Genomic DNA, 25,561 nt, shown 5'->3' on the forward strand with positions numbered 1-25,561 from the left:
TGGAACAGGGCCGGCAGACTCCGTCCCTTTCCGCTTGAGTATCATCAAGCCGCCACACCGTGGACGCACAAGAAAGCGAGGTTAACCATGGATTTTGTGACACTGCTGATTCTCCTCCTCCTGGGCCACGCCGCCTGGAAGGAGTGGCTCGCCTACCGGAACCACCGGGCGCTCCGGCGGTTCGCCGCGACCCCCGACCCCGATGTGCTCGCCACGTTCCCCGAGGGATACCGCTGGAAACGGGAGGTGGCCTACCGCACGGCCCACGGCAGAGCGGGGATGATCGCCGAAATCTGGGAGACGGGGCTCCTGGCGGCCGTGCTGGCCTCGGGGCTTCTCCAGGCACTGGCCCGGTGGAGCGCCGGGATTGCCGAGGGCCCCTTTCTCCCGGGGCTGCTCTTCGGGGCGCTCTGCGCGCTGGCCGTGGTCGCCGCCGGTCTCCCCCAGAGGATCTGGACCACCTTTGTGCTGGAGCGGCGCTTCGGGTTCAGCCACGAGAGCCTGGGGCACTTCGCCAGAAACAGCGCCCTGGCCGCCCTCCTGGCGGCGCTGCTCGGCGGGGGACTGCTGGGGCTGCTCGCCCTTTTCGCCGGCATGGGCCCGCTCTGGCCGCTCTGGGGGTTTCTGGGGACAGAGGCGGCCACGCTGCTGTTGACGGTGCTCTTCCCGGTGGCGATCCTGCCGCTCTTCTACCGTCTCAGACCCCTGGAAGAGGGCACTCTGAAGGAGGCCATCCGGCAGCTCTTCGCGGAGACCCCCTTCGCCTCCAGGGGGATCTCGGTGGCCGACGAAAGCACCAGCTCCACCCATCTCAACGGCATGGTCAGCGGTCTGGGGAAGGCCAAGCGGATCATCCTCTTCGACACGCTGCTGCAGCGGGTCTCCGAGGAGGGCATCGTGGCGGTGGTGGCCCACGAGCTGGGCCACGCCGTCCACGGCCATATCAGGCAGCGTTTCCTCCTGGCCACAGCCCAGTATGTCCTGCTCTTCGGCGTGGCGGGACTCCTCTGGGACCTCCCCTGGGTCACGGCGGCCGCCCCGGCCCTCCCGGTGCGTCTGGTGCTGGTCTTCCTCTTTGCGGGCACCCTGATGGAGCTCTTCACCGGCAGCCTGACCATGGGCTTCGCCAGAAGGCAGGAGTTCCAGGCCGACACCTACGCCGCCCGCAAGGCGGGGCACCGGGCCACCTACGGTGTTCTCTCCAGGCTGGCCAACCACGAGATGAGCTGGATCCCCGATGACCCCCTCTACGCCCGGTGGAACAGGGACCACCCGACCCTCCCCGAGCGTCTCCGCCGGCTGGGGACACCGCCGGCAGAACCCGGGGAGGAACAGGATGGAGAGGAGACCGCGGAGACGGAGGAGGCCGGTTAGGGCCGGCTCTTCGCCTCCTCCAGATGCCTGCAGCTCCCCTCCTTCCGGAAGGCGGGGCAGGTGCAGGCGGCGTGCCTTCTGTCCACGGCGAAGCGTTCGTCGCCGTCGCTGACCACGAAGATCTCTGCAGCCACCTTGCGGAAAACGAGGGGGGAGGCGGCTTCTGCGCTGTCTCCCCCCTGCGCATCGGGCCCCCCGTCCATGGCCCTGTTGGCCAGGGCGTCGGCCCGGCTGTTGTCCTTCCGAGGCACCCAGGCAACCCGGGCTCCGGTGTGCCGGAGCAGGTCCCGCGCCCTGGCGTGCAGGGGCTGGAGCCTCGGCTCCCGCACCTTCCACGTCCCCTGCAGCTGGTTCACCACCAGCCGGCTGTCGCCGTAGAGGGTGATGCCGCCCTCCGCCCCCCGGCGCTGCAGCTCCTCCAGCAGCAGCAGCACAGCGGCGTACTCCGCTTCGTTGTTGGTCTTCCTGCCCAGAAACCGCGAGGCCTGCCAGACGGCACGGCCCTGCTCGTCCACGAGCAGGGCCCCCGCTCCGGCGACGCCGGGGTTGCCCCTGGAGCCGCCGTCGAAATAGCCGCGTATCATCCCATACCTCCCGCCTCCATCACTCCTCTTCCACACCAGGCAGAAGGGGCACGAAGCTGCAGTATTCCAGCCGGCTCTCCTCAAGGGCGTCCCCCTGTTTCACCTTCAGCAGCAGCTGCTCGCCGAAGACCCGCTGCTTCAGGGGCACCACCAGACGCCCGCCGTCGGCAAGCTGGTCGATCCAGGCCTCTTCCACGGTCGGCGCGGCCGCCGTCACCACAATCCCGTCGTAGGGGGCCATGGCCGCGTAGCCGCCGCGTGCGTCCCCGGCCACCACCGTGACCTGGTAGCCCAGGGCATCGAGCCGCTTCCGGGCCGCATCGGCGAGCACCCGGTACCGTTCCATGGAGACCACCTCGGCGCCGGTTTCGGCCAGCACCGCCGCCTGATAGCCCGAGCCCGTGCCGATCTCGAAGATCCGCTTGCCCGGGCCGGGCTGGAGCAGCTCGGTCATCCGCGCCACCATATAGGGCTGGGAGATGGTCTGTCCGTGTCCGATGGAAAGCGGGCCGTCCTCGTAGGCCGCCCATTCCTTTGAAGGCGGGACGAAGGCGTGACGGGGTACCCGCCCCATGGCTTCAAGCACCGCCTCGGCGCGAACCCCCCGGGGCCGGAGCTGCCGTTCCACCATCTGACGCGCCTGCTGCCGCCAATCTGTTGCCACTGTTCTCCCCCCTTCTGCAGCCGCCGACACAGAGGGGCAACACCGAAAGTGCCGCTATGCGCCGGGCATCTCCACCTTCTTGAACCCTTCCGGGATCTCGAAGAGGCTGTCGTCCAGCGGCTTCTCCCGGATATTGCTCATCTCCGTGGTGAATGTCCCCTCCTCGGTCTCGGCGATAATCTTCAGCGGCGTCTCCAGCTCCTCGGAGATCCAGAGCGTGCCGGCGTTCCCCTCTGCATTGCTGTAGGTGACGTGGTAGACCTTGCAGAGATAGCCGTGGAGCTTCTCCTCGCCCTGGTACTCCGCCTCGGCGATGTCGGGGTTGTTGGCCACCAGATCCTCGGCCGATTCCCCGGAAAAGCGCGGCGACTCCGGCGCCTGCTCCCCCATGGCCGAGAGATCCATGTACATCTTCCGTTCGTGGAGAACCACAAAGGTGCCGCCCGTCTGCTCGTCGATGATGATGCTCTGTTTCTGCCCCCCCATGGCGAGGTCCTGCCGGAACCGGTCGCCCTTCACATAGACCGTGGCGTTCCGCTCCCCCTGGGGTCCGGAGATCACCATATCCGCCGTGTACTCCGCCGCCATCCCCGCCAGGGGCGAAAGCAGCACCAGAGCGCACAGCACTACGCCCATTACCAGAATCCGTTTCATCACGTAGATCCTCCTCTCGTCGGTTCGCGTAACGCTCTCCTGCCGGAGCTATTGTACCTGCTGCCGGGCCTCGACGGAAAGGCCCTCCGCGCCTCATCGGCGACACCGCCCCGCGGCACGCTATTGCCTCCCCACCCCGCATGGTTTAAAATTTTTTCAGGATACCTTCTCGTTGCTGTACCGGGAAGACGCATCGGGCCAAACAGCCCGCTCTGGGAGGGACAACGATGAAGCGGAGCAGTGCCGTACTTGTGGCGGCGGCAGCAGCATTCCTTTTGGCCCTGGTTCTCTGGCTCGGCGCCGACAGACAGCCGATCCGGATCGGTTTCGCCGGCACCCTTACCGGGGATCTCTCCGACCTCGGCGTACAGGGGCGGAACGGGGCGATCCTGGCCGTGGAGGAGATCAACGACCGGGGCGGCGTGAACGGGCGCAGACTCGAACTCATCGCAAAGGACGACGGCGGCGATCCCCGGCAGGCGAAAGCGGTGGACCGGCAGCTGATCGAAGCAGACGTGACGGCCATCGTCGGCCACATGACCTCCAGCCTCACCATCGCCGCCCTGCCTGTAACGGAAGCGGCCGGGACGGTGCTCTTCAGCCCCACCACATCCACCCCGAAGCTCTCCGGCAAAGAGGACCTCTTCTTCCGCCTCAATCCCGCTTCGGACACGGAGGCGCGGGCGCTGGCCCACTACGCCCGCCGGACCAGGGAGCTCGACAGCGTGGGCATCCTCTGGGACAGCGACAACCAGGCCTACGCCGAGCCCTTTACGGAGGCCTTCCGCTCCCAGTTCGAGGAGGAAGGCGGTGCCGTTCCCGCAGTCTGCCGCTACAGCTCCTCCTCGCCGACGGAATGGAACGAGCAGCTCCACCGCATCCGGCAGTCGGACGCACAGGGGATCCTGCTGGTCAGCTCGGCCAGGGATACCGCCACCTTCGTCCAGCAGCTGCGAAAGGAGAACAGGGACTGGGCGCTCCTTTCGAGCGGGTGGGCGGCCACCGGCGCGCTGCACCAATACTGCGGCAGCCCCTGCCGGGGCGTCCTGTTCGCGGGCAGCTTCGTCACCGGAGAACCCCCGGAGGCGATGCGGGACTTCCGGCGGCGCTACCGGGAACGCTTCGGCGCCTCGGCGTCCTTCGCTGCCGAGCTGGCCTACGACACCATCCGCATCCTGGCCCAGGCACTGCAGCAGACAGAGGGCAGGACCGGGAACCTCCCGGAGGCGCTCGTCGCCATTGACGGCTTTCCCGGCCTCTCCGGACCGATCTCGCTGGACCGCTACGGCGACGTCTCCTCTCCCGTCACCATCATGGAGCTTCGGGACGAACGCTTTGAACCCATCGCCACGGTCGAACCGGAGGAGTTGCGGCTCCCCGGAACCGCCGTTCGATAAAACGTCGAGGCTGACGCATCGTTCGCACCGTCGTCCTCAGCGCCCCATCCATCCGAACACCGGGCGCGCCGGCGCGCCCGGCACCGTCGAGGGAGAGGAGCATGCCGTGATGGAACAGTGGAGATGGAGACCCCGGCATTCCGCAGAACCCCGGGAGGTGAACGGCACGCCATGAACACCCGCAAGCTCTCCGACCTCAGCCCCGAGGAGATCCGCAGACAGGCGGAACAGGGGAATACCGAGGCCATGCGGCTTCTGGGAGCCATGTATGCCTTCGGCATGCGCATCGAACAGGACGACAGCCAGGCCATCCACTGGTACAGCGAAGCGGCGCGCCAGGGGGATCTCCCAAGCCAGTGCTTTCTCGCCTCCCGGTACACCTACGGCATGGGTGTGGAAAAGGACAGGGACCAGGCCTTCTCCTATTTCAAGGAGGCCGCGGGCCAGGGGCACCCCTGGGCGCAGCACGAGCTCGCCAGGATACATATGGAGGAGCCCGCCTACTACAATCCGCAGGAGGCCTCGCGATTGTTGAAAGCGGCAGCCGAACAGGGGAATCCCGCAAGCCAGAACGCCCTGGGGGAGCTGCGCGAACAGGCCGACGACAGCCGGCAGGCTGTCTACTGGTGGCAACAGTCGGCAACCTCGGGCAACCCCGACGCCCAGTACCATCTGGGCAGGGCCTTCCAGTCCGGAGCGGGCGTCCACCAAGACACCGCCAAGGCCGTCTACTGGTACTGGAAGGCCGTAGCGGGCGGCGGCCATCCGCTGGCCGAATACGAACTGGGGCTCATGTACTACCACGGCGAAGGCATCGAGCCGGACCACCAGCAAGCCCTGGAACTGCTGCGACGCAGTGCGGCCCAGGACATCCCCGAAGCGCAGTATCTGGTTGGCCTCTTCTACACCGAACAGGTGCCGGACACCCCGGTGGATCTCGACGAGGCCCGGATGTGGCTCCAGCGTGCCGCTGACAGGGGGGACAGGGAGGCCCGGGAGGAGCTGGCCAAGCTCTAGCGTCTGCAGCCGGCAGCGCAGCCCTGCCGCCCTCCCGGATGCAGGTCCCGAAAGGATGCAGGCGGATGGAGGACAGACCGGCCGACACATATCCCGTAATCCCCAACACTTTGGTACAATAGGTGCGCAGCATAACCAAACAACTGTACAGACAAGGATGTGATTTCATGCGGAAGATTCTGTTACCCATCGGGGCGATGCTCCTGGCGATGCTGCTGATCCTGCCGGCCTCGGCCGCACCGCGGGTGGTCGCCGCCGATCTCTATCCCCGGGGGATGCTGGTGGTCTTCGAAACGGCCACGGGGGCCGGCGGGGGAAGCATGCAGCTGCCCGGCGCCTTCGACGCATCCCGCATCTGGTGTGTGGGCACCGACGTGGCCCTCCATTCGACCTCGGTGCGGCGGGTACCGCTCTCCCGGGACCTCCCCGGCAAACTGGGCGAGATGGAAGCGGAGATCGAGGTGAAACAGGAGCGTATCGCGGAGATCGATGGGCTGATGAAACACGCCAGGCAGTTCTTCGGCGGCTCCAGGGAGGGCATGGAGATCCGGACGGATCTGCAGGCCTACCTGGATGCCTCGGAAGAGATGGGCCGGGAGCTCTTCCTCCTCTCCGACCAAAAGGAGAAACTGGAAGCCAGAATCCAGGCGCTGCGGGCCTATCTCCGCGACCACGCCCCCGCCTCCCCCAGCGAGGCGGTGGAGGTCGCCTGGGAGACCGCCGAAAGCGGACATATCCGGGTCTATGCCTGGTCTGACCATGCCCGCTGGGAACCGCGGTACCATCTGGACCTGCAGCCGGAACCCGGCACGGTCCGGATCGCCCTGAAAGGGAAAGCCCGGCAGCGTACGGGGCTGGACCTCACCGGCAGGCCGGTGACCTTCCACACCCAGCTCCCGGGACACGACGTCCGGCTCCGCTCCGTCCCGCCGCTGAAGGTCTCGGAGAAGCAGGAGGCCAAGTTCCTCATGCGCAACATCCTGCGGAAGGACGAGGTGGGCGCTCCCGCACCGGAACAGCCCCGGGAGCCCGTCAAGGCGGAGCGGAGGGAGTCCGTGGCCGGCGTGTCCTTCACCGCGGAGACCGTCCTTCCCGGCGACAACACCGAACAGGTGGTCACCCTGGAGAGCCACACCGCGGAGGCCAAAACCTACATCGCCCTGCGTCCCTTCCGGCAGAAGCGGGGGATCATCGTCGGCGAGATCGACGAGCTGCCCATGCCGCTCTTTCCCGCCACGGCCCAGCTTTTCGTGGACGGAGCGCCCTCCGGCGAAAGCAGGATCGACGCCCATCCCAGGGGGACCACGGCGGCACTCCCCTTCGGCTGGACCGATCAGGTCCGGGCCGAACGGATCGACAAGGTGGGCACCAAGGGGGAGAGCTTCTTCGGCACCAAGGGCCTGATCAAGGAGGCCTACACGCTGAAGGTCTCAAACGGCATGCCCCGGACTGTGGATATCCGGCTCAGCGACCGGATTCCGGTGAGCACCAACGAAAAGATCGAGGTCGAGGATGTCTCGATCGGCGTGAGCCCCACGGAGCGCGAGGAAGGGGTCCTCACCTGGCGCCGCAGTCTTGCTTCGGGCGAGACCTTCGAGGTGGAGATCCGCTATACCATCAAGCACCCCGAGGACATGGAGATCCTCAAAAGCGACTGACCTCCGCCTCCCACACGATGGCAGCAGCGCGGCAGCGCCCGGGGCGACGCTCCCGGGCGCTGCGTGATCACTGGAGGCGCCGATGGTTTGGCGAGCAGACATGCGAAGGATCACCAGACAGTCGTAACCAGTACAATTGTTTCAATTTTGTAACAGCCCCTTGCCTTCCGGCGGAAAGTGTGTATACTATTCTCTCAAGCACCCATCCACTTCGTCCTCCTGCTCCGCTATTGCAACCGCCAAGCGACACACCATCCCATCCCTGAGGCCCCCGGAATTCCGGGGGCCTCAACGTATGTCGGCATGCCGCCGGAAGGGCGGCCGGGCCTCGACAGCAGAAGACCCCGGGGCCGGCAGCCTCCGGGGCTCCTTCGGGACGCAAAAAACCTTTCGACATTACAGCTCCAGATCGTAGCGCTCCTCCACGATATGCCTGCCCCAGTGCTCGTGCTCGATCACATCGGTCCGCCGGAAGCCGTAGCGCCGATAGATATGGATCGCCGCATCCAGCTCCCGCACCGTCCAGAGGAAGATCCTCCCGTAGCCCTCCTGCCGGCAGAAACACACCGATTCCCCGATAAGGTGCTTCCCCAGCCCCCGTCCGCGTACCTTGGGGTGGAGGAGAAACCACCGCAGCTGCGCCGCGCCGTCGCCGCCATCCACGATGGCCACGGACCCCCGGACGCCCTGGTCGGTGGCCACGATCCAGATCCGGTCGCACCGGTTCCGGTTCAGCACAAAGTGGGCCATCGGCTCGGCCACGTAGGGCTCGAAGGTGGCGTCGAAACCGTATTCCTCGGCGTAGAGCACGCCGTGGAGCCACACCACCGCCCCCAGATCGCCCGGTTCGATGGTGGTGCGGATGGTGACGCCGCCGAAGGCCGCCGTTCCGTTCCCGTTCCCCGCCATGGCGCCCACCTCCCTAAAGCTGGATGGTTCCTTCGATACAGGGCACGACGCGACCGCCGATGGCGACCCCTCCGCTTTCCGGATCCATCCGGACATGGACGGCGCCGTCGCGGTGCAGCTCGTGCCCCTGCCTGGCGATATAGTCCCCGCCCACCCGGTCGAGCAGACCGGCATGGAGGATAAAGGCCGCCACGCTGGCGTTGCCGCTGCCGCATACAGGGTCCTCGGGCACATTGAGGATCGGAGCGAAGGAACGCACGTAGATCTGGTGCCCCCCTCCCCGGCTGGGCGCCATGCCGAAGGCCGTGATCCCGGTGATCTCCAGCTCCCCGCTGAAGCGGGCAAGCTGCTGCATGTCCGGTTTCAGGGCGTGCACCGCCTCCTCCGTCCCCAGGGGAACCACAAGCCATCTGGGCCCCACGTCCACCAGCAGCGGAACCGGGCCGTCCAGATCCCGCCCGATGCAGGCCGCCGCACGGGTGGCCACAGAGGCGTCGAGCTCGGTCACCTCCGGCTGCGGCGACTGGACAAAGGGGATGGGTTCATCGCCCTGCTCCACCACTACCTCAAGCAGCCCCGCATCGCACTCCTGCACCAGGCGCTCCGCTTCGGCGTCCACAAGACCGCTCCGCAGCGCGCAGTAGGCCGCGCCCACCGAGGGATGGCCGGCAAAGGGCAGCTCGCACTCCGGCGTGAAGATCCGCACCCGGTAGGAGGCCCTCTCGTTCTGCGGCGGCAGCAGAAAGGCGGTCTCCGAGAGATTGGTCCATCTGGCGAGCTGGAGCATCTGTTCCTCCGACACCCCCTCGGCGCCCGCTACCACCGCCAGGGGATTGCCGAAATAGGGACGGTTGGCAAAGACATCGACCTGGTTGAAACGGAAGGATTGCATCGTCTCACTCCTCTCCTGCATGGCTATCGTTCGTTCTTGTTCATAAAATAGGTGCCGATGGAGATGGACAGTATGGAGATCGCCAGATAGAGCATGTCGGTAGGCGAGTTGTACCGCATGGCCAGGGCCCGCTGGAAGAAGGTGACGATCAGCACCATCACCACCACCTTGATGATCCGGCTCTTCAGCTCGTCCAGAGAGTGGATGTCCAGGATGGCGATGCTGTCGCCCAGGCGGGCCACATCGATCTGGGAGATGAAGAGCTCGTAGAGACCGAAGCTGACGATGAGCAGGATCACGCCGATGAGATACATGTCCACGGCGCCGATGATCTGGATGATCAGCCGCTCGTGGACCACCTCGCCATGGCCCAGATGCGTCGCCAGGTAGACGATGGCGTCGGCGATCTCCAGGCTCCCCTTGAAAAAGAGAGCCATGGCACTGATGATGCTGAAGATCACCGCAAAGACCACCATATACCGGGTCCCCCAGAGAAGGCGTTCGAAACAGCGCTCCCAGGGGCGTTTGTCCATCAACTGTTCGCAGTGTTTCTGATGTTCCGTATCGAGCTGTTCGCCGGCGCTCGGCTCCTCCACCGTTCCATCCTCCATTCATCAATCGGCTGGGGCACGCAGGTCGGCGGGGAAACCGCCGGCGTGCCGGGCAATTGTACCATCATCGGAACGCAGCCCCGCCGAAACAGGAACAGCTTTTCCTCGGGACGTGTCTCCGCGGTGGGTCTCCCTCGGGAGGACACGTCAGACGGCGGGCTCCGCGACGAAGACCGTCCCCATCGGCGGGAACTGCAACCCGCGGCTACGCCCCCTGAAACCCGAGCTGCCGGGAGATCATCCGCGCCGCCTCCACCACCCTCTCCGCCCAGGGCTCTCTCAGTTCCGCAGCAAAACGGACGGCGGGGACACCCAGCGCCAGACTCGCCTTGAACCGCCCCGACTCGTCGAAGACAGGCGCCGCGATCCCGCAGGAACCGAGGGTGCTCTCCTCGCTGCTCAGCGCATAGCCTCTGGCCCGTATCGCCGCGTACTCCCGGCGGAGCGCCCCGGGATCGGCGATGGAATAGGGGGTGGACGCCGTCAGCGAGAAATCCCGCAGAAGCGCATCCCGGCGTTCCTCCGGCAGAAAGGCCCCGGCCACCTTCCCCAGCGCCCCGAGGTTGAGAGGGTACTTCCGCCCCGCCCGCCCGGAAACCCGGAGGTCCTGGCTGCTTTCCACGATATCCACCAGTACCACATAGGCCCCTTCCAGTATCCCCAGCGCCACCGACTCGCCGGTCTCTTCCCGGAGACGCTCCATCACCGGCACCGCCACGTCCCAGAGCCGCTCGCGGCTCTTGTAGAGATTGCCGAGGCGGAAGAGGACGGGGCCGAGGCTGTACCGTTTCGTATCGGGATGGCGGAGGAGAAACTGCTCCTCCGCCATCTGGGTCAGTGTCTTGTAGAGGCCGCTGCGGGCCAGCCCCAGCTCTTCCGCCAGCTCCGTCAGGGTCATCGAGTAGGGTGGTTCCGCCAGTCGTTTGAGAATCCACAGCGTTTTCTCCGTCGCGTTCATTGGCCACACCTCCGGCTCACGTGATTGTACAACCTCCTTGCCTTCTGGAGGATACTTTTTCTTGACAGCGCGACGTCTCCATGCTACAACAAACGTACCGAACAGGAAACCGGAGTATGTAATAGGAAAACAAGGAGGTGAGTCCACTGGAAGAGGAAGCGATTGTGTCCATTGAAACAGCGGTGATCCCCATGGCCTTCAGGAAGACCTGGGCCACGTCACTCTACGCGGAGCAGTCCCGGCCCCATCTCTTCGTCCGGATCACCACAGCCGGCGGTGTACGGGGTATCGGGGAGATCTCCCCCTCGCCATCGTTTATGGGAGAGAGCGCCTTCACGGCGGAACAGGTGATCCAGCACCACTTCAGGGAAGCCCTCACGGGGATCAACGCCGCCCGGATCGCCCTGGCACACCAGCGTATGGACAGGGCCATCCACGGGAACTACGCGGCCAAGACAGCCGTCGATCTGGCGCTGCACGACGCCGCGGGCAAGATGATGGGGGTCTCTGTCTCCCGATTGCTCCGCGGCCCTCTGCGGAGTCGGGTGCCCCAGGCCTGGGTGCTGGGGCTGCAGGACGAATCGTCGGCGCTGGAGGAGGCGCGGGCCGCCCTCGCCAAGGGGTACGGCACGCTGAAGATCAAGGTCGGGCACGACCCGGAACGGGAACAGGGGATCCTCCGGGCTTTGCGCCGGGAGTACGGCAAGGGGCTCAGGCTGCGGGCGGACGGCAACCAGGGGTTCACCGTCCCCGAGAGCCTCCGTTTTCTGGAGGCCACGGAGGAATTCGGACTGGAATGCCTCGAACAGCCCGTCCCCCGGTGGAATCTGGAGGGAATGCGGTTCATCAGGGAGCACAGCTCTGTGGCGATCATGGCCGACGAGAGCTGCGCCTCCCTGCAGGAGGGACTCAAGGTGATCCGGGAGGGCGCGGCGGACATCCTGAACATCAAGGTGGCCAAGGTGGGGGGACTCCACCGGGCCTCCCAGATCGCGGCCCTCGCCGAGGCGGCCGGGCTCACCACCGTGGCGGGCTGCAATCTGGAAAGCGGCTACGCGTCGCTGGCCAACATCCACTTCGCCGCCTCGGCCCCGACGATGCGGCACGACAACGATCAGATCGCCGCCCCGCTCTACGAACGGGATGCGCTGGCGGAACCCCTGGAAGTCGGACAGGGAACCGTAGCCGTGCCGACCGCGCCGGGCCTCGGCGGTACGGTACGGGAGGATCTCCTCTCCTGGAACGGAGAGGACTGAGAAGGGAGACCGCCGTGGACCAGAGGGTCGATCCCGCAGAGCTGCGCGCCCATGGGGCGGCAATAGCCGATGACATCATCGGCCTGCGGAGAACCATCCACCGCCATCCGGAGCTCGCCTTCGAGGAACGGAAGACGGCCGACCTGGCCGCCCGGACACTCGATGAAGCCGGTTTCGAGGTCGTCCGCGGACTGGCCGGCACCGGTGTCCTGGGCATCCTGCGGGGCGCCGCGGAGGGGCCTTCGCGGGGGCTGCGGGCCGATATGGACGCCCTGCCGCTCACCGAGGAGACAGGCCTGTCCTTCGCGTCGTCCGAACCGGGTATCATGCACGCCTGCGGCCACGACGGCCACGTGGCGTCGCTGCTCGGCGCGGCCCGTATCCTTGCCGATCACCGGGAGCACGTCAGGGGAACGGTCTGCCTCCTCTTCCAGCCGGCCGAGGAGGGAGCGGGCGGGGCCAAACGGCTGGTCCGGGAGGGCCTCTTCAGGGATTTCCCCATGGATTTCCTCTTCGGGCACCATCTCTGGACCGGCCCGGGCTTCCCGAAGGGGAGCTTCGTCACCAGGAAGGGCATCATGACCGCCGCCAGCGACCGCTTCGAGATCTCCATCACCGGGAGGGGCGGCCACGCCTCGCTCCCCCAGTACACCCTGGATCCGCTGCCGGTGCTGGCCGACCTGATCCACGCCGTCTACGCCATCCCCTCCCGGAGGCTGGACCCCTTCGACCAGGCTGTCGTCTCCATCGGCCGGGTCGCCGCCGGAGAGGCGGAAAACGTCATCCCCCAGGAGGCGACCCTGGCGGGCTCGATCCGCACCTTCTCGCCCGGGGTCCAGCAGGAGGTCCACCGGCTGCTGGCGGAGACGGCGGAGGAGATCAGCGCCGCCCGGGGATGCACCGGCACCTGCAGCGTACGGAGAGGCTATCCCTGCCTGCAGCAGGACGAGGGACTGACGACGGCGGTGCTCCGGCTGGCTGAAGCGTTCTGGGGGAAGGACCAGGTCATCGAAAAGGAGACCCCCTTCACGGGGTCCGAGGATTTCAGCTACCTGGCCGGGGCGGTGCCCGCCTGCTTCGCCATGATCGGCTGCGGCGGGGAGTACGGGCTCCACAGCCCGAAGATGGAACTGGACGAGGAGATGCTTCCCCTCCTCAGCGCCTGGGAAGCCTATCTCGCCATCGAAAGCGGTGCGTTACCGTCCACGGACGGTACAGAGGAGAAGAAAAAGGAGGTTCCCCAATGAAACGCGGTGTTGTTGTCTCGCTTGCGCTGTTTTGCCTGACTCTGGCTGTCCTGGCTCTTCCGGCTGCATCCCAGGCCGGACCGATCGTGCTGCGCTACGCGGAATCCGGTCCGCCGGCGGGCCTGGGCGGCGAGTACGTGAAGATCGTCAAGGAGGAGATCGAGAAGGCCACCGACGGCCGGGTCACCATCGAGGTCTACTGGAGCGGTTCGCTCCTCAAGGGGAAGGAGATCCTCAACGGCATCAAAACGGGTCTGGTGGACATGGGATACGTGCTCCCCGCCTACTATCCGAAGCAGCTCTTCGTCCACAACGCCCTCTCGCTCTTCCCCGTGGGCCCGGTGGGTTTCGAGGGGGCCCATCGGGCGATGGAGCGCTGTCTGCAGGAAATCCCGGCATTCAGGGAGGAGATGGCCTCCTGGAACCAGAGGGTGCTCTACATGCGTCAGATGCTCCCCATGGCGCTCTGTTCCGTCGACCCCGTCACGGGGCTGGAGGACTTCGAAGGGCAGCAGATACGGTCCTCCAGCAAGCACTACCTGGCGGCGCTGGAAGCCCTGGACGCCTCGCCGGTGTCGATCCCCTGGAGCGACTGCTACATGGCGCTGCAGACGGGAACCATTGACGGCGTGTTCACCAACTACGACGGCATATTCGCCACCAAGCTCTACGAACCGGCGCCGCATATCCTCACCGCCAAGGCGCTCTGGGTGCCCATGCCGATCTTCAGCTGCATCAACCTGAAGCGCTGGAAGAGTCTGCCTGAGGAGCTCCAGTCGGCCATGCTCGAAGCCGACGAGGCCATTGTGGAACGCTTCTCCCGCCTCTACGAAGAGGAATGGGACCACATCGTCGCCGCCATGAAGGACGAGGGCTGTACGGTCACGGCGGCAAGCCGGGAGGACATCAGGCGTTTCGAAACGCTCCCCGTCTGGGAGGGCTTCCGGGAGGAGTGGGCCGCCGATGCGGCGAAAAGAGGCATCCCAGACCCGGAGGAGGTTCTGGAACAGATGGCAACCATCATCGCCGAGGAGCGTCGGCAGGAGAACTAGAGAGGGTTGAGGGCGGTCCCCGGGGCCGCCCTCAACAGGGAAAGGAGGACCACCGTGCGCATTGTCCACAGCATCAACCGGATACTCGCCGAGAGCAGCGGATGGCTGGTGACCGTCATCATGGTACTGCTTCTTTCCGACATTGCAGCCAGACTCTTTTTCAAGCCCCTCCAGGGGGTCAGCGAGCTGGCCGTCTTCGCACTGGTGGCCACGGTCTATCTGGGGCTCTCCCACTGTGAGGAACGGCATGGGCACGTCCGGGTGGAGATCCTTCTGACCAGGCTGTCGGAGCGGTGGCGGAGGAGACTGTCGCTCTGCACCCGCACCCTCTCGACCATGGTGCTCGCCATCCTGGTCTACTCGGCGGCGCAGAGCGCCCGGACAGCCTGGTCCACCGGGGAAGCGGTGGCCGGCACGGTGCCGCTGCCCGTGGCGCCCGTCAAGACGGTCATCCTGGCGGGGCTTGTCCTCTACCTCGTGCAGACAGCCCTGGGAAGCCAGAGCAACCGCTCCGGAGAGGGGGAAGGGGAATGATGGAACCGGTGACCGTAGGCCTCGGCGGGATCGCCGTCATGCTGGCGCTCCTGGTGACGGGCATCCCTATCGCCATCAACTTCTTCCTGGTGGGCTTCTCCGGTCTCGCCCTGCTCATCGGCTTCCAGGCGGCATCGGGCTTTCTCGGCGAAGCGCTCTACTACACCATCGCCTCGCCGACATTCTGCGCGCTGCCGCTCTTTATCCTCATGGGGGCCTTCGCCGCCCAGGGGGGATTCGCCGAAAAGGCCTACGAAGGCATCCACGACCTCGCCGCCCGCCTGCCGGGTTCGCTGGCCATCGCCACCACCTTCGGCTGCGCCGCCTTCGGTGCCGTCTCGGGCTCCTCGCTGGCCACGGCGGCCCTCTTCGGCAAGATCGTCCTCCCCGAGATGCTCCGCTACCGGTACAACAAGTCCTTCGCCCTGGGCAGCATCGCAGCGGCGGGGGGCTTTGCGGCCATGATCCCCCCAAGTGCGGGGTTCATCGTCTACGCCATCATCACGGGACAGTCGGTGGGCAAGCTCTTCATCGCCGGGATCCTCCCCGGTGTCCTGACCGCCGTCACCTTCTCGGCGGTCATCATCCTTCGCGTCCTCCGCAGGCCCGAGCTGGCGCCGCAGCTGCCCCCCGAAACCGGGGAGAAGCGCCAGGCCCCCACCAGGGCGGCCTCACTGGGGAAGATGTGGTCCATCGGCCTCATCGCGGCGATCGTTCTGGGCGGGATCTACACGGGGCTCTTCACACCCACCGAGGCGGCGGCCATCGGCGCCGCGCTGGCTTTGATTCTCGGGGCGGCGCAGGGCAAAATCCGGCGGTTCGCGCAGTTCCGGGAGGCCATGCGGGACTCGGCCCGCACCACCTCGATGGTCTTTCTCATCATGGTGGGCGCCCTCTTTTTCGGGAGGTTCCTGGCGCTCACCAGGGTACCCACCACCTTCTCCGAGATGGTCTCGGCGGCCAGTCTGCCGCCCTTTCTCATCCTCGCCGGCATCCTGCTGATCTGGTTCCTCCTGGGGATGATCGTCATCCCCACGGGGATCATGGCGCTCACGCTGCCGATCTTCTTCCCCGTCATCACCTCGCTGGGCTACGATCCGATCTGGTTCGGCGTGATCATCATCAAGCTGGGGGAGATCGCCGCCATCACCCCGCCGGTGGGATTGAACGTCTATACGCTGAAGGGCGTCGCCGGTGAAGGCACGACACTGGAAGAGGTCTTCTCCGGCGCCTGGCCCTTTGTGCTCTGCGAACTCTTCGTTCTGCTGCTGCTGGTGCTCTTCCCCCGGATCTCGCTCTTCCTCCCGGGGCTCATGTAGTGGGGCGGTCTCCCCTTCGGCAAGAAGAGCCTGGAGCAATTCGATGACCCCCATGGGATCGATGCCCCGGGGACAGACACCGGCGGTGCAGCCGTAGCACCACATGCAGGCCTCGGCCCGCATCCGGACCACCGACGACGCGGGACCGCCCCGGAGGAAGGCCAGGACATGGCGCTGCACCTCCACCGGCGGCACATCCCGCAGCGGGCCGCTGCGGACAGCAGGGCAGAGGGCCACGCAGCGGCCGCAGAGACGGCACCGCCGGAGCAAACGTTCCCGCACAAGCTGGAGTTCCGCCGGCAATGGCTGCATTCCTCCGCCCCCCTTTCGATGTCATTGCTCTGTTGGAATCTTTTTTACCCCATTGTTACGTTTGCCGTAGTATACGCGCTCCAACAGCAAAATGCAAATGTATGCAACCACAACAATGCCCCCAGGGTGCGACAAACCCCGGGGGCATTCGTTCTCCGGACACTGCCGCAGCGGTCAAGCGCGGCTGTCCGGCTCCCTTTCCCCTGACAGAAGCAGCATCCCGGCGAAGGAGGTGAGCGGGATGGTGGAAAGAAGACCCACCGTTCCGGCCACGCCGCGGCAGAGCTCCTGGGCGATCATGGGATCGTTGAGCAGCGAGAAGAAGCCGGTCCCCGAGGCGGCGATCAGAAGCGCCACCACCAGGGAGCTGCCGAAGTAGGCGAGGATCAGCGTGTTGATCATGCTGCCCAGGACATCGCGCCCCACATTCATTCCCGCCTGGAAGAGCCGGCCCCCGGGGATCTGCTCGTCGTAGGCGGCGAGCTCCGACATGGCCGAGGTGATGGAGATGGCCACGTCCAGAACGGCCCCGATGGCGCCGATGATCACCGAGGCGAGCAGCACCCCCCGCATGGAGAGCGCCGGGAGCGTGCCGGCCAGCAGCGCCCCCTCCTGGGAGCCGAGACCGTTGAGCTGCCAGAAGGCCACGGTGAACCACCCCACCAGGAAGGCCCCTACGGCACCCCCCACCGCCCCGGCGAAGGCCACGACCCAGCAGCGGCGCCGCCGGAGCACCACCACAATGGTCAGCGCCGCGATGGCGGCGACAGAGAGAAGGGCCACCAGCACCGGGGGCGTGCCGGCGAGCATGGCGGGGAGGCCCCAGCCGGCCAGCAGTCCCAGGGAGAGCAGCAGCCCCAGCAGGGCCCGGACACCGCTCCCGCCGGCTGCAAGACAGAGAAAGACGGCCACGGCCACCAGGAAGCCGATCACCTCGGGCAGACGGAAACGGTCGGAGAGGAAGTAGACCACCGTCCCGTCCTCGAAGCGGTTGGTGGAGAGCACGTAGAGCTTCCCCGGCTCCATCCGGAGGCGGCTCTCCTTGAGATGCTCCACCTCCACGGTGCGCTCACCGCCTTTGCCCTCGCCGGCGAGCACCGTCACCTCCATGTTCCGGGTCACCGTGGCCCACTCCCCCCGGGACTCCCTCTGCTCCCTGGGCGCCGAAACCCGGTGCAGCCGGACCAGCCAGGCGTCGTCCCGGTCCCACCGGGCGATGAAGACCGCCTCGGTCACCAGGCCGGCGGCGTAGCCGACGAGTACCGTAAAAAGAGCGACCAGGACAATGACCCCCAGGTTTCGCACGTCATCCACATCCCTTTCCCCGGCATGACAGGGCACCGGGAGAGCGACTCCCCCGGTGCCGTCACGAACAGGTTGATGTTCTCAGTATACACTACATCGGCGCACTGGAGAACAGACCGGCGCTACCGCCTGAGCAGGACCAGAGGCAGAAGCAGGAGCGCGAAGACAGCCGGCGCCGCAAACCCAACGGAGCAGCCTCCCCCGCCGCCGTCGGCACTGCCTGTGGGCACCACACCTGTAGGTGTCGCGGTCGGGGCAGCCGTCGGGCCGGACGTCGGCGCCACCGTGGGTGCGGGCGTCGGCGTGGGGCCCGAATGGCTGTCGGTGAAGGCCTTGAGGCAGACATTGGCGTTAGGGATCTCGGTCGTCAGATCCGTCCAGGTTGTCCCATCCAACGAGACGTAGCTCTGCCCCGCCGACGCCGTGGCGTTGCTGGTGTAACCGGTGATCGGGCGTTCCACAGCAATGGGGTAGGTGTACCCCGGCGTGGTGAGCTCCACCACGATGGAGAAGTTCTCGCCGCCGGCGACATAGACGGCGTTGCCGAGCGGAACGGTGACGTACCCCGTGCGGCCCAGTGTCCCGCCGGTCACCTCCCGCAGTGTCCCGTTGATGGGGTTGCCGGGGCTCGCCGGGAGATCGGTGTAGACATAGATGTTGTAGCTCGCCGGGTTGGACGTGGAGGCGCTGTTGCAGTAGAAGGAGACGGCCTTGATCTGTTCGCCGGCCGCCCCTTTGCCGCCGGCAGCCTCCTTGCCCGTTCCGGCCTGGAAGACATTGGCGAACCAGGCCGTTTCCGAGCTGTATCCGAAGGTATCGACCAGCCCCAGCGGGTCGTACTGGTAGTTGTAGTCGTAGTTGGTTGCGTCCTCCACGGCGTAGGCGACGCCGCTGTCGATCCCCTTGCTGTAGTAGGAGACGTAGAAATAGCCGCTGACGCCCCAGCCTGCGCCCCAGCTGTTGCGGACGATCCAGGCGCCGTCGTCGGGGGGCGTGGTGGCGAAGTTGCTCGCCGCGTAGCTGTCGTCCCAGCCGACGATGTTCACGGCGTGGTCGGAGATGCCGTTGCCCTGGTAGTAGAAGGAGCTGGTGGCGCTGTCCCAGACCGTGGCGTCACCCATGGCGGTCGAATAGACACCGATGCTGATGGCGCCGTAGTTCATCAGCGCATATTTGGCGTTCTCGATGTCGATGGCGGGGTACCTGGGCATCATCGGCGAAGCGGGATCCAGATGGAGATAGTAGGCGTTCTGTAGATGCTTCCGGATCGTCTCGCTCCCCGTGGGGTCGGCGCCGCCGTAGGGGACGGCGCTCTCCAGGACCGGTGCGTCCCAGCGCGCCAGGGTAGCGGCAGCTATCCAGTCGTCGCCGCCTGCATTCCGCCAGTCTCCGCCGCAGTCAAAGGCCGGGGAACCGTTGAAGGCCTGGTACCCCAGCTGCCACTCCGAGTAGTCCGCCGCACCCATGCCCTGTTTCAGCATGGAGGACTCGATGGAGGCCTGGGCGGCGAAGGTCCAGCACAGACCATAGGGGTTCTGGTCTTTGACGGGAGAGACCTCTCCCAGCGAACGGAGGTCGTACTGGGCCGGGGCTGTGTTGACCTGCTTGCGGGCGCTCCGTGGGACAAAGGACTTCCCCGCCAGATGGGAGAAATCCACCGGATGGGGGACATACCCCCGCGGCTCCAGGATCTGCCCGGTCCGCTTCGCCTCCTGCACCTGCTCCCGATAGGCCTCGAAGTCGGGGTTCAGCGGCGCCGACTGCAGCTCCGCCGCCCCCGCCGGCGCTCCCGCCGCCACCGCAAGAAGGACGGCCATCGCAATCAGCCCGGTCCACCGGGCATACCTGTTGGTGCTCTGCTGCATCCTCTCCACTCCCTTTCCACTCTCTACGTAGATTGATACCCCGGCTGCCGATCGTGCCGGGGAGACTGCCCACAGCATGGAATCACGATCCGCTGTACCACTCCGGTGCGTCGATGCCTTCCATCTCGGCGCCGTCAACAGGCGCCGAACGGAACCATTCGCCGTCCTTGTCCCGGTAGTAGAGATAGTCGCCGGGGGCGCTGCAGGGCGGGATCACCCGCCGGTACCAGACGCCCTGCCGGATCTCCAGACCGCCGTCGCCGTGGCGGTGCTTCCCCTGCTGGTCCGGCGCCAGACAGGCGGCGAAACGGCGCCCTTCGGGCAGGCCGGGGAACCAGCGCGGTGCGCTCACGGCCTTCAGCGGCGTGTCGGGGGCCACCACCTTGCGGTAGCATTTGCCCTCTTCGTCCACCAGCAGCACGCTGCCCAGACGCCTCGGTCCGGCGGGTACCAGCCGACGGGCCCAGACACCGCCGTAACGGCGCCAGGACTCCCAGGAAAAGACCAGTCCCTCGGGCATCCCTTCGGCGCTGCCGGAACTGAAGAGATTCGCGCCGCCGTCCATGGGACGGCCCGGCGCAGGGAACCACTTGGGGACCGCGGTGCGTCTCCAGGTGACATCGGGGACCACCGCTCTGGCGTAGACATAGCCGTCCAGCGCCACCACCGTCATCCGTCCCCTGGTCGCAAAAGCGGGGATGATCCGCCGCCCCCAGAGGCTGCCGTGCAGGTTGATCCACTCGCCCCACTGGAAGGACTGGCGGTTCTCGCCGGCGCTCTGGCCGAAGGTGCCTTTCGACTCCACGGCTCTGGCCTCCTCCGGACACCCTGCCAACACCGCACACACAAAAAGACCAACCATCACCACAAGCCACTTGCTTCGCGTTTTTTTCCATCCAAGCATAGATTTGCCTCCTTTCTTTGAGGGTGGTTGCTCAGCGTAATGCTTCAACTGGCAAAATCATAGCACAGATGGGCGGAGGGAAGAACAGAAACTGGAAGGATTTTTATCGAATCCGGAGAAAGGAGCAAGAGACACAACAAAGACGCGGCAGACGGCATGGGTTCCGCCGTCTGCCGCGGTGATCACGATGGACTCGGCGCGCAGGGTCTACGCCGTCTTCTCTTCGGGCTCCTCCTGCTGCGCGTCCAGCTCCCGGGCCGCGGAGACCGCCGGACAGGTTTTGCAGCTCGCCATGGTGGGGTTCCTGACGGTCTCGATCCGCAGCGCGCCGGTGGGGCATATGGCCACACAGTCCATGCAGCCGTAGCATTCCGGAGAGACGCTCAGGGTCTCACTCCCACCCTCTTCCTTAAGCTCCTTCGCCCGGGCGATCATGGGGTCCAGAAGCCGCTCGTCGAGGTCGCAGACGGTCTTGCATTTGCCGCAGCCGATGCACTTCTCGGTATCCATCACCACAGGGCTCTTCTTCCTGGCGATGGCCATGATGGAACCCAGCGTCCCGCCGGGGCAGACATGGGCGCAGAAGGACCGGGGCTCGAAGATCAGCGCCATCACGGCCGCCAGGGCGAGCATGAACTGACAGAACCGCAGAAAGAGGATCCCGTGGGCCTCGTAGGAGGCAAAGGCGACGGGCATCCCTTTGTGGATATTCACCAGCCAGACGATCCACCCGAAGTAGGCGAGCATCCCCGCCAGAAAGAGGCCCTGCAGCACCCGCCCCTTGTTGAGCCACCGCGGAAAGGGCACAAGCTGCAGGGAGATTCTGCTCCACAGCAGATCGATGAACCCGCCGTTGGGACAGAGCATACCGCACCATATCTTGCCGCGGAACATGGAGAGCAGACCGCCGATGGCGATCATCAGAACGCAGAACCACCACTGCTTCATGATAAACACGGCGACGATGAAAGCGATCACCAGCTGCGCCTGCAGCACGCTTCTGATGCCCTTCCAGGTCTTGAGATCAAGCTGGCCTTTGGAAGCCATTCCACATACCCCCTCACAGAGACGTACTCTCTATGAGAAGGATCCTACTATACCCCTCATGGGTATGTCAAGCCGCATCTCGCCGCCGAATGCAGAGCGGAGACAGGGAACGCGCTCCGGTTCGCAGCACCGCGAAGACGCGGCCGCACACCTCCCCCCGTTGCTTTGTCCACAGCCTCCCTGCGGGGTTCGCCGTCCGGGGCCCGGGAAGACCCCGATGGCGGAGACCCTGCCGTCCATTGCAGGTGCGATTCCCGCACGTGAACCGTCACCAGTACCGTTCGGGTGACGTGTGGGCAATGTCATGTTTGTCCATGTTTTGAGGAACGGTGGCCTATGGGTAATGTCGTATCTTCCCATGTCTTGGGGAACGGTGTGTAGCGCCGCATTCCTTTGATTTCGCAACAGTACATTGTAGTCGGGGGAGAGATGTGCTACCATGCTCTGCGGTCAATTGAGCTTTCGTTTATGGGAGATGATAGAATGGCTGAAAAATGGAAAGACGCACTGACCGACCAGCTCTGCAAGGCGATGTTGAGCCTGGAAAACGTGGACGAAGCCTACCAGTTCCTCTCCGACGTGGCGACGATCGGGGAGATCAAGGCGCTTGCACAGCGCCTGGAGGTAGCGCGGATGCTGCGGGAGAGCCACAACTACGCCACCATCGCCAAGGAGACCGGCGCCAGCACGGCAACCATCAGTCGGGTGAAAAAGTGCCTCGACTACGGGGCCGACGGGTACAAGGTCGTCCTCGACCGCCTGGCGGAGAACGCCTGACCCAGGTTCTGACCGTAAGGGCGCACGAAATCCCCGGGGATCCCCCGGGGATTTCGCCTTGCCGTGCTCCGACGGAGCGGAACCGGCCTCAAAACCGCTACGAAGAGGTCTCGGTAAAGATGTTTTCCGCCATATCGGCGATGGAGATACTGGCAAACCGTTTGCTGGCCTCCTCGGAGAGCTCGTCCAGGATACGGGCCAGTTCGCAGAAATCGAAGGGACAGCCGCGGATGGAGCATTCCGTCGGGTTCAACGGTCCCTCGATGGCCTCGTAGACCTGCTTCAGCGAGATCTCACCGGGGTCCTGGTTCAGCGAGAGACCACCCCTGGGCCCGCGGAAGGTCTTGATCAGATTGGCACTGATCAGAAGCTTCAGCACCTTCTCCATGTGGGGGAAGGAGCATCCGATCGCTTCGGCCAGAGCCTCGCGCTTCACCAGATCCTCTCCGGAATGCGCAAGGTAGACCATGGCGTGGATCCCCAGCGATGCTGCTTCGGATAGATTTACGATTCTCGACATGCCTGTACCCTCCCAACTCATTCTCGTTCGTCTTGCCCAACCCCGCGTTTCAGGCTCTTTTCCGGCATCCACCCTCCACCATTTAGGGTTCTTTTCTATCAAATGCCATAAACCAAACGTCTTGATTGTACACAATTTTTCACCAAGGCGCAACACCCATGCGGACAGGTATCAGCTATTCAGGCAACAAAAGGTGCGTTTATCGGCACACCGGCCTGTCCCGCACCATTCCCGATGCCACCGGCCAGGCCCGGTCGGTTATCCTCTGATTGTATTGATTATATCACGTTCTCCAGACAGCCGACAGGCATTTCACTGCCACGCTATCCCGTCACACACCCAGGAGACCAGCAGTCGGGCCAGCCCGACCCGCGAATGGATCAGGGTGTGTCCGTCGTCGAAGACATGCTCCTCGAGGGCCACCTCCGGGTTGGCCAGAAGCGCCGCGGCGAGCGGTTCGTGATGCCCCGCAAAGGGGCAGATCTCATCCCTGCGTCCGCCGCAGAGAAAGAAGGCCCCCTCCCGGGCGCCCCGGGCACGCTCCACCAGATCCCAGGCATCCGCATTGTCCATGATCTCCCGGAGCAATGTCGGCGCATCCGTCCCATGCAGAGGAAGCAGCTTGTCCTCGATAAACCCCAGATAGGAGGCCCGGAACGCGGCGTCCTCCCGGGCCCTCCTGCCCAGTACGCCGAAGTTGGCGGGGGTGATGCCGGCCGCAGCCGGGAAGAGATCCGGTTCGCTCCCCACCAGGAGACTGAGGAACCCCCCCATGCTGTGGCCCACGGGGAAAAGCCGGTCGGTGTCGATCCGGTGAGCCCAGGGCGCGCCGGGTTCCAGAAGGAAGCGCCGTGCCGCCCGGACATCCTCGGCGCAGTGGGAGAGGGAGAAGCTCCCTCCGGTCCCCCAGCTGCCGCGGTAGTGGAAATAGAGCACGTTGACGCCCCCCCGGCAGAGGGCGTGGGCGAGATCGAGGTTCCGTTCGTAGCCGGGGAAGCCGTGGAGCAGAAGCGCCGTCGGATGGGGCCCCGCCCCGGCGGCGAGATAGAACGTTCCGGGCACGGTCACGCCGTTGCTTTCAAAGGGGCAGGGGACCACATCCATGGGATACGCCTCGTCGCGCTCCTTCGGGTCGGCGGTGAGCCAGTCCTCTCTGTCTTCCATGTATGGACCTCCTTCGTTCTGTCGAGGACGACAGCCTGAAATCGTATACCACGGACACGATCACGAATAGTATAACAAATAAATCCCTTCCATTTCAGCGCCCCGCCGCCCGCAGCATCCGATCTGCAGCCTCCACGAGGCCGGCTCGGCAACAGGCCGTCCGGAGACGCTCGAAACCCGCCCCCTCGTCCCCGGGGATGTTGCTGTACAATATGCAGAAGGCCACCCTTCGGCGACCGAGAAGTTTGTTTTGCTCATCTTAGGGCTTCGCCGCCGCACTGACAATCACGGAGCGCAGGCCGGAAGGCAAGAGGTACCTGCGCGTACTCTACATGGAAAGGGGCTGCACGATGCCGGAAGAATCCACAACCGAGACATCGCTGTACAGGGCCTGGCGCCGGTACAGCGACGACAACCGACTGGAAGGGATCAACGAGGATCTCAAAGGTTTTCTCTCGCTCTGCAAGACCGAACGGGAGGCAACGGGCTGGCTGGAGGAGGATCTGCGTTCGCGGGGAGGGATCCCCGTGGAGGAGGCGGAAGGCCTGAGGGCCGGCGACCGCGTCTTTCTGAACTGGAAAGGAAGGGCCTTCGCCGCCGCACGGATCGGCTCCGCCCGCCCCGAGGAGGGCGTACGCATCATCGGCTCCCACATCGACTCGCCGCGGATCGACATCAAGCCGCAGCCCCTCTACGAGGAGTCGGGGCTGGCCATGCTGGACTGCGTCTACTACGGGGGGATCAAGCAGTACCAGTGGACCAATGTCCCTCTGGCGCTCCACGGACGGATCCATCCGCCGGGACACCCTTCGCAGGATCTAGTGATCGGCGAGGATGAGGGAGAGCCGGTCTTTCTGCTGCCCGACCTGGCACCCCATCTGGACCGGGAGATGGACAAACGCAAGGCCTCGGAGACGGTGCTCGGCGAACACCTCGACGCCGTGGCCGGGAACCGACCGCTCAAGGGGAAGGACAGCGAGAAGGATGCGGTGAAACGGCAGATCCTCCAGTATCTCGACGCCAAGTGGAACCTCTCGGAGCGCGACTTCCCCAGCGCCGATCTCTGTCTCGTGCCGGCGGGCCAGGCCCGCGACGCAGGGCTGGACAGGGGCATGGTCAGCTCCTACGGCATCGACGACCGCGCCTGCGCCTACCTCTCCTACCGGGCCTTCACCGATTTGCAGGGCGCCGCACCCACAGCGGTCTATCTGGCCTTCGACAGGGAGGAGATCGGGAGCGAGGGCCTCGCCTCGGCCCAGAGCCCGCTGCTGGAGGAGTTCCTTCTGGAGCTGCTCCACCACCTGAAACGGCCCACGGACCAGCGGACGCTCAAACGCTGTCTCAGCCGTTCCGAGGCGCTGAGCACCGATGTGACGGAGGCCTCCAACCCGATGTACAAGGAGGTCTTCGACCCCCGGCAGGCACCGCTCTGCGGCGGCGGAATCGCGTTGATGAAGTACTCCGGCGGCCGGGGAAAAGGCGGGGCCAGCGAGGCCGACGGGGCCTTCGTCAGCCGCGTGCAGCGCCGCTTCGACAGGGAG

Annotated in this window: 24 protein-coding genes; 11 read left to right on the forward strand and 13 right to left on the reverse strand. The window is 65.5% G+C overall.

What is annotated here, in order from left to right; all coding sequences use genetic code 11:
* Positions 1–87 precede the first annotated feature (87 nt).
* Positions 88–1,374, forward strand: a complete 1,287-nt coding sequence (locus tag K9L28_03700; GenBank protein ID MCF7935427.1) for a M48 family metallopeptidase — start codon at positions 88–90, stop codon at positions 1,372–1,374.
* Here the strand turns inward: K9L28_03700 and K9L28_03705 are convergent.
* The 3 genes from K9L28_03705 to K9L28_03715 all read right to left on the reverse strand — a co-directional run bounded on the left by K9L28_03705 (position 1,371) and on the right by K9L28_03715 (position 3,276).
* Entirely contained in the window at positions 1,371–1,958 is a 588-nt protein-coding gene (locus K9L28_03705; protein MCF7935428.1) for a ribonuclease HI family protein, read from the reverse strand. The two genes, K9L28_03700 and K9L28_03705, sit on opposite strands and share 4 nt — an antisense overlap.
* 19 nt (positions 1,959–1,977) lie before the next feature.
* Positions 1,978–2,589: a protein-L-isoaspartate(D-aspartate) O-methyltransferase gene (locus K9L28_03710; GenBank protein MCF7935429.1), complete on the reverse strand. Its 612-nt coding sequence runs from the start codon at positions 2,587–2,589 to the stop codon at positions 1,978–1,980.
* Positions 2,590–2,676: 87 nt separating this feature from the next.
* Positions 2,677–3,276: a DUF4412 domain-containing protein gene (locus K9L28_03715; GenBank protein ID MCF7935430.1), complete on the reverse strand. Its 600-nt coding sequence runs from the start codon at positions 3,274–3,276 to the stop codon at positions 2,677–2,679.
* A 227-nt stretch (positions 3,277–3,503) separates the two neighbouring features.
* On the opposite strand from K9L28_03715, the gene K9L28_03720 reads away from it, so the two are divergent.
* From K9L28_03720 to K9L28_03730, 3 genes are all read left to right on the forward strand, one after another.
* The gene (locus K9L28_03720) at positions 3,504–4,673 is read left to right on the forward strand and encodes an ABC transporter substrate-binding protein (GenBank protein MCF7935431.1); all 1,170 of its coding nucleotides are present in this window, start codon (positions 3,504–3,506) and stop codon (positions 4,671–4,673) included.
* 123 nt (positions 4,674–4,796) lie between these two features.
* A complete protein-coding gene (locus tag K9L28_03725) occupies positions 4,797–5,690 on the forward strand; it encodes a sel1 repeat family protein (GenBank protein MCF7935432.1) in 894 nt (297 codons plus the stop codon).
* 167 nt (positions 5,691–5,857) lie between these two features.
* On the forward strand, positions 5,858–7,348 hold the full coding sequence (locus K9L28_03730; GenBank protein MCF7935433.1) for a DUF4139 domain-containing protein: 1,491 nt from the start codon (positions 5,858–5,860) through the stop codon (positions 7,346–7,348).
* A 396-nt stretch (positions 7,349–7,744) separates the two neighbouring features.
* Here the strand turns inward: K9L28_03730 and K9L28_03735 are convergent, their stop codons facing one another.
* The 4 genes from K9L28_03735 to K9L28_03750 form a co-directional block, all read right to left on the reverse strand.
* A complete protein-coding gene (locus tag K9L28_03735; GenBank protein MCF7935434.1) occupies positions 7,745–8,257 on the reverse strand; it encodes a GNAT family N-acetyltransferase in 513 nt (170 codons plus the stop codon).
* Positions 8,258–8,270: 13 nt separating this feature from the next.
* The gene (locus K9L28_03740) at positions 8,271–9,149 is read right to left on the reverse strand and encodes a PhzF family phenazine biosynthesis protein (GenBank protein MCF7935435.1); all 879 of its coding nucleotides are present in this window, start codon (positions 9,147–9,149) and stop codon (positions 8,271–8,273) included.
* A gap of 23 nt (positions 9,150–9,172) precedes the next feature.
* Positions 9,173–9,745, reverse strand: a complete 573-nt coding sequence (locus tag K9L28_03745; protein ID MCF7935436.1) for a YqhA family protein — start codon at positions 9,743–9,745, stop codon at positions 9,173–9,175.
* Positions 9,746–9,965: 220 nt separating this feature from the next.
* Positions 9,966–10,718: an IclR family transcriptional regulator gene (locus K9L28_03750; GenBank protein ID MCF7935437.1), complete on the reverse strand. Its 753-nt coding sequence runs from the start codon at positions 10,716–10,718 to the stop codon at positions 9,966–9,968.
* Between the two features lie 137 nt (positions 10,719–10,855).
* Between K9L28_03750 and K9L28_03755 the strand changes: the two genes are divergently transcribed.
* Genes K9L28_03755 through K9L28_03775 form a run of 5 tightly spaced genes read left to right on the forward strand, consistent with a single transcriptional unit; the run spans position 10,856 to position 16,126 of the window.
* Positions 10,856–11,974, forward strand: a complete 1,119-nt coding sequence (locus tag K9L28_03755; GenBank protein MCF7935438.1) for a hypothetical protein — start codon at positions 10,856–10,858, stop codon at positions 11,972–11,974.
* A 14-nt stretch (positions 11,975–11,988) separates the two neighbouring features.
* Complete coding sequence (locus K9L28_03760) at positions 11,989–13,221, forward strand: amidohydrolase (protein MCF7935439.1); 1,233 nt, start codon at positions 11,989–11,991, stop codon at positions 13,219–13,221.
* Entirely contained in the window at positions 13,218–14,273 is a 1,056-nt protein-coding gene (gene dctP, locus K9L28_03765) for a TRAP transporter substrate-binding protein DctP (protein MCF7935440.1), read from the forward strand. Before K9L28_03760 ends, dctP begins: the two co-directional genes overlap by 4 nt.
* A 54-nt stretch (positions 14,274–14,327) precedes the next feature.
* The gene (locus K9L28_03770) at positions 14,328–14,807 is read left to right on the forward strand and encodes a TRAP transporter small permease (protein ID MCF7935441.1); all 480 of its coding nucleotides are present in this window, start codon (positions 14,328–14,330) and stop codon (positions 14,805–14,807) included.
* Positions 14,804–16,126 carry a TRAP transporter large permease gene (locus K9L28_03775; protein MCF7935442.1) on the forward strand — a complete coding sequence of 441 codons (1,323 nt, stop codon included), beginning with the start codon at positions 14,804–14,806 and terminating at the stop codon, positions 16,124–16,126. The genes K9L28_03770 and K9L28_03775 overlap by 4 nt, the downstream gene beginning before the upstream one ends.
* Positions 16,127–16,612: 486 nt before the next feature.
* Here the strand turns inward: K9L28_03775 and K9L28_03780 are convergent, their stop codons facing one another.
* The 4 genes from K9L28_03780 to K9L28_03795 all read right to left on the reverse strand — a co-directional run bounded on the left by K9L28_03780 (position 16,613) and on the right by K9L28_03795 (position 21,559).
* The gene (locus K9L28_03780; GenBank protein ID MCF7935443.1) at positions 16,613–17,752 is read right to left on the reverse strand and encodes a YibE/F family protein; all 1,140 of its coding nucleotides are present in this window, start codon (positions 17,750–17,752) and stop codon (positions 16,613–16,615) included.
* A gap of 113 nt (positions 17,753–17,865) precedes the next feature.
* Positions 17,866–19,608: an SYNERG-CTERM sorting domain-containing protein gene (locus K9L28_03785; protein ID MCF7935444.1), complete on the reverse strand. Its 1,743-nt coding sequence runs from the start codon at positions 19,606–19,608 to the stop codon at positions 17,866–17,868.
* Between the two features lie 82 nt (positions 19,609–19,690).
* Positions 19,691–20,512 (reverse strand): hypothetical protein, encoded by an 822-nt coding sequence (locus K9L28_03790; GenBank protein ID MCF7935445.1) that lies wholly within the window; start codon positions 20,510–20,512, stop codon positions 19,691–19,693.
* A 207-nt stretch (positions 20,513–20,719) separates the two neighbouring features.
* The gene (locus K9L28_03795; protein ID MCF7935446.1) at positions 20,720–21,559 is read right to left on the reverse strand and encodes a 4Fe-4S dicluster domain-containing protein; all 840 of its coding nucleotides are present in this window, start codon (positions 21,557–21,559) and stop codon (positions 20,720–20,722) included.
* 483 nt (positions 21,560–22,042) lie between these two features.
* On the opposite strand from K9L28_03795, the gene K9L28_03800 reads away from it, so the two are divergent.
* Positions 22,043–22,336 (forward strand): DNA-binding transcriptional regulator, encoded by a 294-nt coding sequence (locus tag K9L28_03800; protein MCF7935447.1) that lies wholly within the window; start codon positions 22,043–22,045, stop codon positions 22,334–22,336.
* Between the two features lie 97 nt (positions 22,337–22,433).
* On the opposite strand, the gene K9L28_03805 is transcribed toward K9L28_03800, so the two are convergent.
* Complete coding sequence (locus tag K9L28_03805) at positions 22,434–22,856, reverse strand: Rrf2 family transcriptional regulator (GenBank protein MCF7935448.1); 423 nt, start codon at positions 22,854–22,856, stop codon at positions 22,434–22,436.
* 312 nt (positions 22,857–23,168) lie between these two features.
* The gene (locus K9L28_03810) at positions 23,169–24,020 is read right to left on the reverse strand and encodes an alpha/beta fold hydrolase (protein MCF7935449.1); all 852 of its coding nucleotides are present in this window, start codon (positions 24,018–24,020) and stop codon (positions 23,169–23,171) included.
* Between the two features lie 332 nt (positions 24,021–24,352).
* Between K9L28_03810 and K9L28_03815 the strand changes: the two genes are divergently transcribed.
* Positions 24,353–25,561, forward strand: a 1,209-nt coding sequence (locus K9L28_03815; GenBank protein ID MCF7935450.1) for an aminopeptidase 1, incomplete at its 3' end; no start/stop codon positions are given.

This window comes from Synergistales bacterium (genome assembly GCA_021736445.1).
In the GTDB taxonomy this organism is placed as follows: Bacteria; Synergistota; Synergistia; order Synergistales; family Aminiphilaceae; genus JAIPGA01.